This window comes from Chryseobacterium sp. AG363, assembly GCF_003610675.1.
GTDB classification, from domain to species: domain Bacteria; phylum Bacteroidota; class Bacteroidia; order Flavobacteriales; family Weeksellaceae; genus Chryseobacterium; species Chryseobacterium cucumeris.
Window position 1 is genome coordinate 343028 of record NZ_RAQF01000005.1, and the last position, 14623, is coordinate 357650.

At 36.9% G+C, this 14623-nt stretch carries 12 protein-coding genes; 6 read left to right on the forward strand and 6 right to left on the reverse strand.

Annotated features, from left to right (window positions below):
* Nucleotides 1-233: 233 nt before the first annotated feature.
* The 3 genes from DEU39_RS19970 to alaS all read right to left on the reverse strand — a co-directional run bounded on the left by DEU39_RS19970 (nucleotide 234) and on the right by alaS (nucleotide 6690).
* On the reverse strand, nucleotides 234-2048 hold the full coding sequence (locus tag DEU39_RS19970) for a cytochrome-c peroxidase (RefSeq protein ID WP_120233129.1): 1815 nt from the start codon (nucleotides 2046-2048) through the stop codon (nucleotides 234-236).
* Nucleotides 2049-2113: 65 nt separating this feature from the next.
* A complete protein-coding gene (locus DEU39_RS19975) occupies nucleotides 2114-3589 on the reverse strand; it encodes a hypothetical protein (protein WP_120233130.1) in 1476 nt (491 codons plus the stop codon).
* A gap of 497 nt (nucleotides 3590-4086) precedes the next feature.
* Nucleotides 4087-6690, reverse strand: a complete 2604-nt coding sequence (gene alaS, locus DEU39_RS19980; RefSeq protein ID WP_062671236.1) for an alanine--tRNA ligase — start codon at nucleotides 6688-6690, stop codon at nucleotides 4087-4089.
* Nucleotides 6691-6944: 254 nt separating this feature from the next.
* On the opposite strand from alaS, the gene DEU39_RS19985 reads away from it, so the two are divergent.
* From DEU39_RS19985 to msrB, 4 genes are all read left to right on the forward strand, one after another.
* Complete coding sequence (locus DEU39_RS19985) at nucleotides 6945-7499, forward strand: sigma-70 family RNA polymerase sigma factor (RefSeq protein ID WP_120233131.1); 555 nt, start codon at nucleotides 6945-6947, stop codon at nucleotides 7497-7499.
* 6 nt (nucleotides 7500-7505) lie between these two features.
* Nucleotides 7506-7775 (forward strand): hypothetical protein, encoded by a 270-nt coding sequence (locus DEU39_RS19990; protein ID WP_062671232.1) that lies wholly within the window; start codon nucleotides 7506-7508, stop codon nucleotides 7773-7775.
* Nucleotides 7776-7855: 80 nt separating this feature from the next.
* Entirely contained in the window at nucleotides 7856-8299 is a 444-nt protein-coding gene (locus tag DEU39_RS19995; RefSeq protein ID WP_062671229.1) for a DUF417 family protein, read from the forward strand.
* Nucleotides 8300-8316: 17 nt separating this feature from the next.
* Nucleotides 8317-9414, forward strand: a complete 1098-nt coding sequence (gene msrB / locus DEU39_RS20000; RefSeq protein ID WP_062671612.1) for a peptide-methionine (R)-S-oxide reductase MsrB — start codon at nucleotides 8317-8319, stop codon at nucleotides 9412-9414.
* A 42-nt stretch (nucleotides 9415-9456) separates the two neighbouring features.
* Here msrB and DEU39_RS20005 read toward each other — a convergent pair whose 3' ends face one another.
* The 3 genes from DEU39_RS20005 to DEU39_RS20015 all read right to left on the reverse strand — a co-directional run bounded on the left by DEU39_RS20005 (nucleotide 9457) and on the right by DEU39_RS20015 (nucleotide 11983).
* Entirely contained in the window at nucleotides 9457-10107 is a 651-nt protein-coding gene (locus tag DEU39_RS20005) for a hypothetical protein (protein ID WP_120233132.1), read from the reverse strand.
* Between the two features lie 125 nt (nucleotides 10108-10232).
* On the reverse strand, nucleotides 10233-11078 hold the full coding sequence (locus DEU39_RS20010) for an ABC transporter permease (RefSeq protein WP_120233133.1): 846 nt from the start codon (nucleotides 11076-11078) through the stop codon (nucleotides 10233-10235).
* 2 nt (nucleotides 11079-11080) lie between these two features.
* Nucleotides 11081-11983, reverse strand: coding sequence for an ABC transporter ATP-binding protein (locus DEU39_RS20015; protein WP_062671223.1), 903 nt, complete (start codon nucleotides 11981-11983; stop codon nucleotides 11081-11083).
* A gap of 116 nt (nucleotides 11984-12099) precedes the next feature.
* Here DEU39_RS20015 and DEU39_RS20020 point away from each other — a divergent pair, with 116 nt between their 5' ends.
* Both DEU39_RS20020 and DEU39_RS20025 read left to right on the forward strand, forming a co-directional pair.
* Nucleotides 12100-13452 carry an AAA family ATPase gene (locus tag DEU39_RS20020; RefSeq protein ID WP_120233134.1) on the forward strand — a complete coding sequence of 451 codons (1353 nt, stop codon included), beginning with the start codon at nucleotides 12100-12102 and terminating at the stop codon, nucleotides 13450-13452.
* A 50-nt stretch (nucleotides 13453-13502) separates the two neighbouring features.
* A complete protein-coding gene (locus DEU39_RS20025; protein WP_120233135.1) occupies nucleotides 13503-14606 on the forward strand; it encodes an NAD(P)/FAD-dependent oxidoreductase in 1104 nt (367 codons plus the stop codon).
* Nucleotides 14607-14623 lie beyond the last annotated feature (17 nt).

The following is a 14623-nucleotide window of genomic DNA, read 5'->3' on the forward strand; positions in this document are numbered from 1 at the left end:
TAAAAAAACTACGTCAAAAATAATGATATTTATTCTTGTAGAAAAGTTTTTAACAGAGTATAACATTGATTTAATCTAATGTTTTCATGGACTTTGTAAAGACAAAGACAAATGAAAAAATGATCAGATAGTCTTTCTGTATTTTAAAGGAATTTTCAAATAAAAAAACTCCTTAGCAATTAAGATTCAGGAGTTTTGTGGTTTTTCGTTGTTTTGTGTTTTAGAATCGTCTTTTATTGATCATTGAGCGCTTTCATGAATTCAATGATATCATCTGTTTCTTTATCAGTAAGTTGTAACGGATCATCAGAAAGAGTCTGATTTTCCACTTTAAATCCAAAAGCTTTTCCACCACCTTTGTTGTAAAAATTCATCACTTCTTTCAATGTTTTGTACCCTCCGTTGTGCATATAAGGAGCTGTTTTTTGAATGTTTCGGAGAGTTGGTGTTTTGAAAGAATGCTGCAAAGAAGGAACTGTTTCATGAAATTTTCCTCTTCCCGGATCGGCATCAAGTGTTTTATTCTCTGCATTTACTGCCAAACCCAATATTTCCTGCTCAGTTTTTTTGAAATTCGGAGGCACTGTTCCATTGAATAAAGGAAGGAAATGACAGATGGCACACTGGGCTTTTCCCACAAAAAGATTGAAACCACGCTTTTGATTGTCTGTCATCGCTGATTTATTTCCTCTCATATATTCATCAAAATCTGAATTGAATTTTGCGAGCGAACGAATATAGCTCGCCAATACATTCTGAAGCTGCCATACTTCAGTTTTTTGGGAGTGATAAATTTTTTTGAATGCGGCCTGATAATTTTTATCCTGATTGATTTTGGCAAGAATGATATTCAGGTCACCGTGCATTTCTTCTTTATTGGAGATCACATCTGAGCTTTGTCCTTCCAGATCATCCTTTCTCATATCCCAAAACTGGCCATGCTGATATCCTGCATAGTTGAGTGAAGGTGTATTTCTCGCCAGTTCTGAATTTTCAAGGGACATTGCTCTGGCTAGACCGTCTGTAAATGCTTTCTCTGGAATATGGCATGTTGCACAGCTTCGGTTATTGCTGTTGGATAATATTTTATCATTAAAAAGCTGATGTCCAAGAGCTGCCTTTTCTTCAGAGTAGGCGTATTCTTTTCCGGGAGTGAAAGCATTAGGATTAAAAGCATTTTTACTAAAGAATGTAGCTGCATTTTTGTTTAAAGCGATCGTTACGTCAACATCAGGAATGTTCTCCTGCTTTTTAAAATCAAGCATCAGAGCTGTGATCCTGTTCAAATGATCCGGAATGAAATTGACGTAATCAAATGTGTTTTTGTCGGGGTTTTTCTTCAGTACATTAATGGCTGAACTGATCTCTGCCACAAGACTTTTTAAGGCTTTATTTTTCGAACGATCAGTGGAGATCTGTTCCAAAGTTTCTTTTATTCCTTGCAGAGAAGATGGCATTTCCTCTAAAAATACTCCTGAAACGGGTGTGTCAAAACCTGAAATTCCCAGGCTGGAAATTCTGAAAGCTTCCTGTCTTAAGGCATCAAAAACCTGATCTTTACTGATAGTAATAACCTGAAAGTTGGTTTCTATGGTATTGCTTTTATTGATGAGCTTATTGAGCATCCGGATTACTTCTTCTTTATTTCCTTTATCATATGGATACAACATTTCTTCCAAAACCTGAAGCCCTTCGGGTTCTATTTCCGTATGTTCGTCCATCTCTATTTCAGGAAGGGCAGGACCGTTGATAAACCTTGCGGAGTGGGGTAGGAAGTATTCTACCGCCCATTCCATTGTTTTGTAGGTTTTTCGGATATCCTGAAATTTTTTCTGAAGAAGCTTTTCATCAGCGTTTTTAGTAACCAGAGTTTTCAGTTCGTTAATTTGCTTTTCGAAATCAACATTGGTTTTGATAATCCTGTTTTTGACAGAACCAAGATCTTCGTATATCGGCTGCTGCTTATCGTTTTTACAGTAATAAAGGGTAAAAAGCGCTGCTGCACAGTAAAGAAAAAGGAGTATCGGGTATTTTGAATGCTTATTCATAGGTATGAAAAAGTATCAACAGAGATTTTCTATTGATACTTTAATTGGATATGAAGGAATTAAAACTATTTTTCTACGTTTCTGATGATAACAATTTGTCCGCCTTCTTTGTTGGCGTTGATTCCGGAACCGTCAGGATTTTTGAATTTATCCAGTTGCCATGTATGAGAATGGACATTCACAGAGAAGGTATTAGGGATTCCGATGATGTCTGAAATATCAACCATTGCCCCGAACTCCCATGATCCGTACTTCTGCAGATCTCCGGATTGGTTGTATGCTGTCTGCCATGCAGAGTCACCTCTGTTGTGCCTCATATTCAGCCACGGTTTGTATTGTTTGGTGGCAATATTTAGCTGCCAGATATAAGAATCGTGATTGGCATTTTTGTAATAAGAATCTCCGTCTTCCTGGATGTATACAAAGTTTTCAGTTACACATAAGTTGTCAGGATTGATCAGATTATTTCCCGGATTAGAATCACCTTCAGCCACCACTTCCAGTTTTCCTGTCAGCATATTATTGGCGTTCAGAACAAGCTTGTAGACTCTTCCCCACATGGTTAATCCGGCTTTTGGATTAACACCGTCAGAAGATTCTCCGGTTGCAGTAAAGTAGATTTCTCTTCCTTTTCCAGCTCCTTTTCTGTAATCTACATCTTCCACTCTTGAAAAACGGATCGCATTATTGTCAATATTTTTCTGGTTGATCTGAGCTCCGGTAAGGTTTTTAGCGTTAGGAATTTCTACGAACTCTACGTCGTAGCTGCTTCCTTTCGTCATATCTGTTTCCGTATAGTTGCTGTTGGTTCTTTTTAAAGAATACAACTTACCGTTATCAAGATCTCCCTGTGTATCTGCTACATACATAATCAACTGTCCTGCAGATTGGTGAGAAGAAGAATAAGACTGGTCTTCACCAATGATGATATAGGTTTTTCCGTTAGAAACATCTTTAGGAAGCGGAACTGCATTTTCCATAGAAGCCTTTCCTAATGCCGGTTTTACCCTTGATTTATCAGTTGCCTGAGACACTGGTGCCAAAGGGTTTAAAGCATGTACCATACTTTCTTCACCTGATTCTCCGGCGGTAAGGAATGCACTGAAACCATGAATTTCCGGGGTTGCCAATGTAGCGGAGCATAATCTTGTCATTCCTCCGGTTCCATTTAAGATATATTCTCCTTTTACAGGCTTAAAAGTTTTGTCTAAATAGACTCTTGATACCGATTGTTTGATCTCGTGGTTGGTGATCATCAGGTAACCGTCTGAGTTTGGATCTTTCATAAGACCCATTCCGTCCGGCTGGCCTCCGAAAACGAAATCGGGAGAACCTGGAAGAACGTCAGAACTGGAAATAAGGGTGGTTATATTTAAATTTTCAAAATCTTTCATTCCATAAACGAAAGCGGGTTCTTTAGAAAAATTTTCAAGTTTGATTTTATCATTGACAGGAGTGTCCGAGTTACCGTTGTCATCATTGCAGCCTTGAAATATAAGAGAAGCAAAGACCAGCGCTCCAATAGTTTTGTTTATTTTCATAATTATATTTTTTGAATTTCGATTATGGCAAAACTAAAGGTCTTGTATTAACTGAGTTTTAAAAAGATAAAACAAATAGTTTAAGATTAAGTAATGGTTTGTTAAGATAAGATCAATAATTAGAACGGGTATAAATAAAAAAGACTGTGATGAAATCTTAGGAATAAAGAATAGTATGGTATAGCGCAGAGTACGCAAAAGTTTTATTTCCTGCTTTTTTCGATCGAAAAGGCATTTGCGGACGAAAATATTGATGATAGCATGAGCGTTATATCCGGCTTATGTAATTTTTCAAAATTTTTTTCATCTGCGAGAAGTAAGAATAGTACACACGCTTAGTCAGAATCAATGAAGTTGATTCCATTCTTTGCCACTTGAAATATAAAGTAATATAGAAAAAACTTTGTGTTAAAATAATATGATATGCACTAAAAACAACTCCGGCTGTCTCAAAATTGAGACAGCCGGAGTTAAAATTTATAATAGAGGTTTCTATTTTAGATATTCAAAGCTTTTTGGTATGCGTTTTCTAACCCTTCGAGGTTTTTACCACCAGCTGTTGCAAAGCCAGGGTTTCCACCACCGCCACCTTGGATTTCTTTAGCAAGGTCTTTTACGATAGCTCCAGCCTGGTAATCAGCAGCAAGATCATCAGAAACTCCAACGGTAATCATTGGTTTTCCATCTGCATCAGAAAGAATAATCGTTACTGAAGTTGGAATTTCTCTCTTTAACTGGAATACGATGTCTTTTACAGAACCTGCATCCAGAGAAGTTTTCTTTACTAAAAGCTGTTTGTTGCCTTTCTGCTCATAAGCATTCTTCCATTCTCCGATTTCTCCTTTTGCTTTTTCCTTTTTAAGAGCATCTACTTCAGCCTTCAATGAAGTATTTTCTTCGATCAGTTTTTCGATCGATCTTACCACATCTTTAGACTTTAATAACTGAGAAAGTTCAGTGATCTGTTTTTCAAGATTGTTGAAATACTCCTCAGATTTGTCTCCCGAAATAGCCTCAATTCTTCTGATTCCTGCAGCAGCAGAACCTTCGGAAGTGATTTTAAAATGGCCGATTTCGCTGGTGTTTTTTACGTGAGTTCCCCCGCAAAGTTCTTTTGAACTTCCAAACTGGATCATTCTCACACTGTCACCATATTTTTCACCAAATAAAGCCATTGCTCCTTTATCCAGAGCTTCCTGAATCGGAATATTTCTGAACTCCTGTAAAGCAATACTTTCTTTGATCTTTTTATTTACTTTTTCTTCAATAAGTGCTAATTCTTCTTCCGTCATTTTGTTGAAATGAGAGAAGTCAAAACGAAGATAATCAGGACCTACATAAGAACCTTTCTGTTCTACGTGAGTTCCTAACACCTCTCTTAAAGCCTCGTGCAGAAGGTGAGTTACAGAGTGGTTGGCCTGAGAATTTTTTCTTTCGGAAGCGTTTACTTTAGCATAGAAAACAGCACCGGCATCTTTAGGAAGCCCGTTGATCAATGAAATGATTAGTCCGTTTTCTTTTTTGGTTTCCAATACTTCAAAGCTTTCAACCGCATTTTCAAGAACACCTTTGTCTCCAACCTGTCCACCTCCTTCAGGATAGAAAGGAGAGCTGCTTAATACCACCTGGTAAAATTCTCCGTCTTTATTTTCTACCTTTCTGTATCTTGTGATATAGGTTTCGGATTCAATCTGATCGTATCCTACAAAGTTTTCATCTCTTTCTTCTAAGGTAACCCAATCGTAAACTTTCTGAGCAGAATCAGCTTTTGAACGAAGCTTCTGTTTCTCCATTTCAGCTTTGAAACCTGCTTCATCAATTGTTAATCCTTTTTCCTCAGCAATAATTCTTGTTAAGTCATCAGGGAAACCATAAGTATCATACAGTTCAAAAACTTCTTCACTTGGTAATACCTTCTGATTATTGGCAATAGTCTGCTGGATCAGTTTTTCTACTCTGATCAGACCGTTTTCAATAGTTTTTAAGAAAGAATCTTCTTCACTTTTGATCACTTCAGCAACAAGTTTTCCCTGTTTTTCGATTTCCGGGAAGAAGGTTCCCATCTGTTCCTGCAGTACAGCTACCAGTTTGTAAAGGAAAGGCTCTTTCATATCCAGGAATCGGTAAGAATAAGAAATTCCTCTTCTTAAAATTCTTCTGATAACATATCCCGCACCTCCGTTGGAAGGCAATTGTCCGTCTGCAATAGCAAAAGAAACTGCTCTGATGTGGTCTACCACAACACGGATGGCAATATCTTTTTCGTCTTGTAAAATTCCGGTATATTTTTTACCTGAAAGTTCCTCAACTTTAGCAATAAGCGGAGTGAAAACATCCGTATCATAGTTGGAAGACTTCCCTTGAAGTGCCATACAAAGACGCTCAAAGCCCATTCCCGTATCTACGTGCTGAGCAGGAAGCTTCTCTAAAGATTTATCTGCCTTTCTGTTGAATTCCATGAAAACCAGGTTCCATACTTCAACTACTTGAGGGTGGTCATTATTTACCAATTCAAGTCCGGAAACTTTCGCTTTCTCTTCAGGTGTTCTCAAGTCAACATGGATTTCTGAACACGGTCCGCATGGTCCGCTTTCACCCATTTCCCAGAAGTTATCTTTTTTATTTCCGTTGATGATTCTGTCTTCTGAAATATGAGATTTCCAGAAATCGTAAGCGTCCTGGTCTCTGTCCAGATTTTCTGAAGCATCACCTTCAAAAATGGTAACGTATAAATTTTCTTTTGGAATTCCGTATACTTCAGTCAGTAATTCCCAGGCAAAAGCAATAGCCTCTTTTTTGAAGTAATCCCCGAAAGACCAGTTTCCCAACATTTCAAACATAGTGTGGTGGTAAGTATCTCTCCCTACATCATCCAGGTCATTGTGCTTCCCTGAAACTCTCAGACACTTCTGTGTATCCGCAATTCTAGGGGCGGTAGGGGTTTTGTAGCCAAGGAAAAAATCCTTGAACTGCGTCATTCCGGAGTTGGAAAACATAAGGGTAGGGTCGTCTTTCAGCACAATAGGAGCTGAAGGAACGATTAAATGCTCCTTACTTTTAAAATAATCTAAAAATTTTTGACGTATCTCTTGTGATGTCATAGTATTGCTTTTGCTTTTTTTAGTATCAAATTTTGATAAGATGCAAATTTACTATTTTTAAGCGATTTGTAATAATTTTATGCTATGTTTTGAATGGTGCCCGGCTTTGGATATGGATGTGTCCTAAACCTCACGGGTTTTCAAAACCTGCGAGGTTTGAGACGGCTATAATTTGTAATAATCTATCTTGTTTTGCATTTTTCGGCTTAACTTACTACCTTCGCTATGATCTTAGATAAGGCAAAACACTTTCAATGACAAAAGATGAAGAGCTGAAAAGCTGGATAGAACAGTATTCAGGGGCGCTTTTGAAACGGGCACTGTATGTACTTTCGAATAAAGAAGATGCACAGGATGTGGTTCAGGAAGTTTTTCTTGCAGCTTATTCTGCTTATGATTCTTTTGAAGGGAAAAGTAATGCGCTTACGTGGCTGATGGCTATTCTGAATAGAAAAGTTGCAGATTTTTACCGGAAAAAATACAAATCGGAACCCAATATCCGACTTGATCATTTTTTTGATGAAACCGGATCATGGAAAAATAATGATGTTTTAAATGACTGGAATGTATCAGGAGAGGAAGATGAGCTTTTAGACAACAAGGATTTTAATAAAACACTTGAAGAGTGCATTGAGGAATTGCCCTCCAAATGGAAGATTCTGTTGAAAATGTATTATATCGAAGAAAAAAAAGCACCGGAAGTCAGTCAGGAATTGAATGTTTCCACGACTAATCTATGGAAGATTTTGCAGAGAAGCCGCATGCAGCTCAGAGAATGTCTGGAGTTTAACTGGTTTTCAAAATCATAAGAAATCATGATACGAAGAATACTACATATATTATTTTTACCGTGCAGTGAAGCTACTTTACTGATGGAAAAAAGGAATGCCCAATCTATTTCTGCCAGAGAAAACAGGATGCTCAGTATGCACCTGATGATCTGTAAATGGTGCAGGATGTACAATGAAAAGCTGGCTCTTCTGGATAAAGCTTTTAAAAAGACTTTTTCTGAAAAAGAAACTGAAATTAATGATTCTGAAATTCAGGACTTTAAAAATAAAATGATCGATAAATTAAATTTTTAGGATAATTTCTGTCAGGATTTTAAAATAGCACCGACTATACTTTTGAAAACAATAAAGTATTCATTTAAAATCTTAAAAATATGGTCGGAACAGTACAGGAATCTAAAAATCAATTAACCCGAATCGGGTATTATATTTCGCTTTTCGGAGCAGCACTTATTTTACTGTGGATTGGTATCTTCAAATTCACTCCCACAGAAGCAGCTGCAATAAAACCTTTGGTAGAAAACCATTTCTTAACTTTTTTCGTATATAAAATTATAAGCGTCCAGACAGTGTCAAATCTTATCGGAGCGATAGAAATTATCATTGCCTTACTCCTGATATTTAGTGCGAAATTTGCTGTATTGAAAAAGTATGCAGGGATAGGAATGATCGTAACCTTTCTGGTGACATTAAGCTATTTGTTTACAACACCGGGAATATGGAAAATAGTGGACGGAGTTCCTGTGACGGATTTCTTTATTTTAAAAGACCTTATGCTTTTAGGATTTGGATTCATGATCGTTCAAAATAATAAGTAATGAATAAAAAGGTAAAAATGAAAAATATATTAATTGTACTCGGAATCATTCTGGGTATAGCAGTCTTTGCTGCGGGATCCGGGCTCTTCAAAAAGAACAGGCCTGATGTAGTGGAAGTAAAAAAAGAAAATGAGAAAATTATGGATAACAAAAACGTTAGAGAGATTTATTTTGCAGGTGGATGTTTCTGGGGAACAGAACATTTTTTTCAACAAATTCGTGGTGTTGTAGGAACAGAAGTTGGTTATGCCAACGGTAATACCAAAAATCCTACTTATGAAGAAGTCGTAAGCCATACAACAGGTTTCGCAGAAACCGTAAAAGTAAAATATGATCCTGAACAGGTAGATCTGAAACTATTGATTGATCTGTATTTTAAAACCATTGATCCTACAAGCAAGGATCAGCAGGGAAATGACAGAGGAAACCAGTACAGAACAGGAATTTATTTCACTGATAAAACGGATGAAGCGGTGGTAAAAGATGAAGTTCAGAAGCTGGCAAAGAATTATAATAAACCCGTAGTCGTAGAAACTATTCCATTGAAAAATTTCTACAGAGCGGAAGACTATCATCAGGATTATCTGGATAAAAATCCAGGCGGTTACTGCCATATTGAACCGGGACTTTTTGAAATGGCCAAAAAAGCCAACCCGCTTCCAAAACCGGCTTATCAAAAGCAGGATAAAAAAGTTTTAAAAGAAAAACTGACAGCAGAACAATATAATGTTACCCAGGAAAACGGCACCGAAAGACCTTTCCAGAACGAATACTGGAACGAAACCCGTGAAGGAATTTATGTAGATATTACCACAGGAGAACCTTTGTTTGTTTCTACCGATAAATTTGAATCCGGATGCGGATGGCCAAGTTTCTCCAAACCGATTACCAAAGGTTTGATTGATGAAAAGCTGGACCGTTCCCATGGTATGGATAGAGTAGAAGTAAGAAGTAAAACGGGAGATGCCCACTTGGGACACGTTTTCACAGACGGGCCGCAGGATAAAGGAGGACTTCGTTACTGTATCAACAGTGCTTCTCTGAAGTTTATTCCGAAAGCTGAAATGGAAACAAAAGGATACGGAAAATATCTTCCGTTGTTAGATAAAAAGTAATGTGAAAGGAAGGCTGCCATTTGGCAGCCTTTTTATTTTGAATTAATAGTGCAATTGAAATCTTTCCTTAATGCTGAACATGGATATATTCAGAAATATAAGAAACCCGAAAATAATGTAGGAAGTTTCTTTGGAAGCGGTTGTAAACAGGTTAAAGATTTGCCCATAGCAGGTAGATTCAAAAGCATTCATAGTTTCTGCTGGCCCCCAATCTATAGTATCATTACAAAGTAAACATTCATATTCAGGATATTGCACCTTAGGATCAATATAGCTATAACCCGCAAAAATATGTCCTGTTTTCTCCAGGTCAACGGCATATTGTTCCTGTTTGGCAATTGCCAGATCATTCAAAACAGAGACAAAATCACCATAGCTATTATTTTGATCTAAAATAAACTCAATACCAGACTCTTTCTCATTTCTTTCCTGAAGCTTTTTCAGTTCAGAAACATATGATTTTGAATTTTCTTTGGCAGTACCGGGGACTATTTTTATTTTTTTGTAATCCCAGTTTCTGTAAGTTTCAAAACTTTCAAATGTATTTTTACTCCCTTCTCTTTCTTTGGCAGGAAGTCCAATATCTATCACAGAAACGTTAATATCTTCAGACTTTTGGCTTCCATAATACCAAAACAAAACAGGAATCAGCAAGGCGCTGATCAATCCTGGAAAGTAGTATATTTTTTTCATGGCTGGTTTTTGATAGTACCGAATGAAAATTTTAAGCCAAAAAAAAGTGATCCGAAAACGAACCACTTAAAAAATAATCTTTAAATATTGTAATTTTTAAATCTTTAAATTCCAGATATTACCATCTACCAATCTCTTTTTCTCAGAATCCAGTACGAACCGAATATAAAAACACCACACCACACCAGACAGGCGATAAGGCTTTCCGTAGGGTAGTGGAATTCATATTTTAATCCCATCATTTTTGCCATATCCAATCTGATCATCGGATTGGGAATAAGGTTAGACATACTTTCCAGTGGTAAAAGATGCGAGATGAAAAAATCATTTTGAAGAACCTCATTTCTTTGGGGCCCCTGCATTCCTTTTACTTTTGAATAGACTTCAAGAGCCTTTAAAATTCCCTCACCAATCCAGAAAATAAAGAGAGCAAGAAATACAAACACAGATTTCCTCAGTAAAATAGAAAGGAACATTAAGAAACAGAAGAACGTAAATAGTTTTACCAGGTAATTTCCAATAAAGAACATCTCAGCAAAAACCTTTGTAGATTCTGTTGTCTTCGAATATTGATATCCTAGAAACAAAGTAATTCCCAATACAATGGCTGTTGAAACAATAGTGAAAATACTTATTGTCAGTAATTTTGAAGTGATGAATTCCTTTCTGCTCAATCCATCAATGGTGTTCTGCTTGAACATCCGGTTACTGAATTCCTGTGAAATAGAGAAAACAATGATCAGTCCCAGGAAAATTTTCAGTAAGGCAACAATCCATGTGGTGAAGTTCCAGATTTCCGGGAAATTGTAAATCCCCTGTTCTTTTAAGTTAATGGTTCCTCCAAAAATATCAAAGTCAACCAATCCTATGAAAAGCAGCGCAGTAAGAATGGCGAAATAGAGTATAGTGAAAACCTTAAACGGTTGATAGTTCAGGTTTTTGTAGTATTCCAGTTTTAATAATTTGATCATGATTAATTAGTGTTTTTTACAAGTTCAAGGAATTGAGATTCAAGAGACAGTTTTTTCTTGGTCAAGTGGGAAAGATAGATTCCTTTCTCTGCCAGTTTCTGATTCATTGCCGAAGCTGAAACAGAAGCATCATCGCGGATCTGGGCTTTGATAAGATCACCTTCCTGATGGATGGAAGAGAACCATTGAAGTTCATTCAAAGCATTTAACAGCAATGTGTTATTATCAGCTTTCAGTTCAAAATATCCATTATTGGAAGTCATTTCATCCACTCTTCCACAGTAGATGGAATTTCCTTCTTTTAATACAATCACGTGGCTGCAGATTTTCTCAATTTCATCCAGAAGATGGCTTGCAATGATAATGGTGATTCCCTGTTTGGCAATATTGCTGATGATTTCTCTGATCTGAATGATTCCTTCAGGATCCAGTCCATTGGTAGGTTCATCCAATATCATCACTTCAGGATTGTTGAGCATCGCTGAAGCTATGGCAAGACGCTGTTTCATTCCCAAAGAAAAAGTTTTGAAAGTATCTTTTCTCCTTTCATACAGATTAACGGTCTTCAGCACTTCGTCAATCCTTGAATAGGGTGCGTGCTTAATTTCAGCGACAATCTTAAGGTTGGTTTCTGCGCTTAAATAAGGATAAAAGTTAGGCTGTTCGATAATTGCTCCGATCTTTTTTAAGGTGTCAGGATCAGTTCCTTTTTTTCCAAACCAGAACCAGTCTCCGCTGGTGGGATTGATGGTTGAAAGCAGCATCCCGAAAGTAGTGGACTTTCCGCTTCCGTTCGGACCCAAAAGGCCATAAACATTTCCTCTTTCGACATCAAAAGAAATATTGTTCACCACAACTCTTTTGAATTTTTTCGTCAAATTTTTTACTGATAAAATCTTTTCCATGTAATTTGTTTTACATAGTAGTAGTCTATATAAATTAGAGAATGTTACAGAATTATCATAAATCAATATTAATTTATGGACAAATACATTAAATTTGATAGAATTAATCAACAGTTATGAAGCTAATTGAACTGGCAGAAGAATTAAATGTATCTGCAGAAGCCATAAAACAGTTTATCCAGGATTTTGATCTTGAACTGGTAGACTGTGTCAGTACAAATTTTGACGTAAAAGAAGATTTTGAAAAATTTGCCCGTGAGAATGTAGATTTTTTGAGGTTATATGAAAAAGATCTTGATAAAAATAAAACGTTGGAGCAGATTGCCGAAGTCATTAAGCAGCCAAAAGATAAGGTTGAAAAGGTGATTAAAGACAATAATCTCAATATTTTCGATAATGGTTTTTTCAAATCCTCCATATCAAGCTATGGAATTGATAACAAACTTGGAGGGAATTATCAGTTTGTCTACGATTATTTTGGGCATAAAACCAGCCTTCAGCAAAGAGATTTTATAGGGTACAGAGACCTTTTCTTTTATACATCCACTGTTCTGGAACCCTTCCTGAATCCACAGCAGATCAAAGACTGGGGCATCAACAAACCTGCAGGGATTATTCTGTACGGACCTCCGGGAAGCGGAAAGATATTCTGGGCCAATAAAATTGCTGAAATTATCGGTTATCAGTTTAAAGAAGTCAAAAAACATTATTTGGGAACTTCGCTGATTGATGGAAATGAGATCAATTTCAGTGATTTCCTGGTGAGTATGATGAAGGAAAACAAAATGCTTCTTTTTATGGATGATTTCGATGAAATTATGATGCAAAGAAGGGCGGAAACAGACATTGCTTCCTGCAATCTTGAGGCTCAGGAGCTGATTCTTCACTACATTGGAAAATTTGAAAAAGAAGGTGTTTTAATGGTAGGTTCAGCTAATTCTGTGGCTGAAATTGATGAGGAAATTCTGGCGCCCGGAAGATTTGATGTGTTGATTCCTATTTTTCCTCCCAATGCTTCTGAGCGCTCGGAAATCATTCTTTATGCCATGACCAGAGGATTGGAAGAAGATTCTTTACTCTACAAAATACTTAAAAATAACAAAGCTGATAAGGTTCCTTTCTGGCATGAAATCTCTTCAAAGATGAAAGCCTTCAGTAACACTATGCTGATAGACTTTACCCAAAGTTTAAAGAAAAGAATTAAAAATCTTTATCAGAGAACCAGAAACGAAAAGCTAAAAATTGATCAGAAACTTTTGGAGAGTGCGCTGAGGGATGCCGGGTCAAAACTTACCGAAGAATATCTTGATCAGGTAGCTAGATTTCTTGCGGATGCCATTATCAATAATTTTGATGACTTCAGGTTTAGGATTCAGGCTCTGAAAAATGAACTGGAAACCTACAGAGTTGTCGAAGAGCCGCAAAGAGCCATCGGATTCCAGCATAATGAAGAAGGAGATAAAGGATAAACTGTTTAAGGTTTTATAAAAATTACTCATTACCTAATTACTCATTATTTATGAACAGTATCTGGGAATTGGATACATTCTACAGAAAAAGAGACATCATCATTATTGGTGCGGGGTTTTCCGGGCTTTGGACAGCCATATCCATAAAGGAGAAGTATCCTGAAAAATCTGTTCTTATTATTGAACGGAATACCATTCCATTGGGTGCTTCCACAAGAAATGCCGGGTTTGCCTGCTTTGGAAGTCTTACCGAAGTGATTGCCGATTCTGAGAAAATGGGCTGGGAAAAAACACTGGAGCTTGTTACAATGAGATTTAACGGACTTCAGAAAATCCAGCATTATTTTAAACATGATGAAATTGATTTTGAACTGAATGGAGGCTATGAAATTGTAAACACTGAAGAGCCTTTAACCCAGATTGATGCTGTAAATAAAAAACTGAAAACAATAACCGGACTGGATCAGACTTATACTTTAAAACAGAATAAAATAAAGGAATTCGGACTTGGAAAATCTGAATTCCTGATTGAAAATCCTTGTGAAGGAGGTCTTCACTCCGGAAAGTTAGTACAGAAACTACTGGAGAAATGCCACGAACTGAAAATTGAGTTTTTATTTGGAACGGAAGTTCAAAATATTGAAGAAATGGACAAAGTTGAGGTGCAGCTTTCAACAGATCTTTCTGTAATCGCCGACCAGCTTATTTATTGTACCAATGCATTCACTTCAAAATTTCTGGAAAAAGAGAATATCATTCCTGCCCGCGGACAGGTTCTCCTGACAGAACCAGTAGACGGTTTAAAACTTAAAGGTACTTTTCATTATGATGAAGGCTATTATTATTTCAGAAATATAGGAAACCGGATATTGCTGGGTGGCGGAAGAAATCAGGATTTTAAGACAGAAGAAACAACGGCTTTTGAAACGACAGAATTTCTGCAGAATCATTTAGAAAATTTTTTAAAAGAAGTCATACTTCCTCATAAAGATTTTAAAATTGCCCTCCGCTGGTCAGGAATCATGGCTATGGGTGAAGAAAAATCGCCCATTGTAAAACAGCTTTCAGAAAGACAGTTTTGCGCGGTAAGACTTTCCGGAATGGGAGTGGCCCTGGCCCCGAAGATAGGTGAAATGGTGGCAGAAATGATATAATTACAACGTTGGGAAAC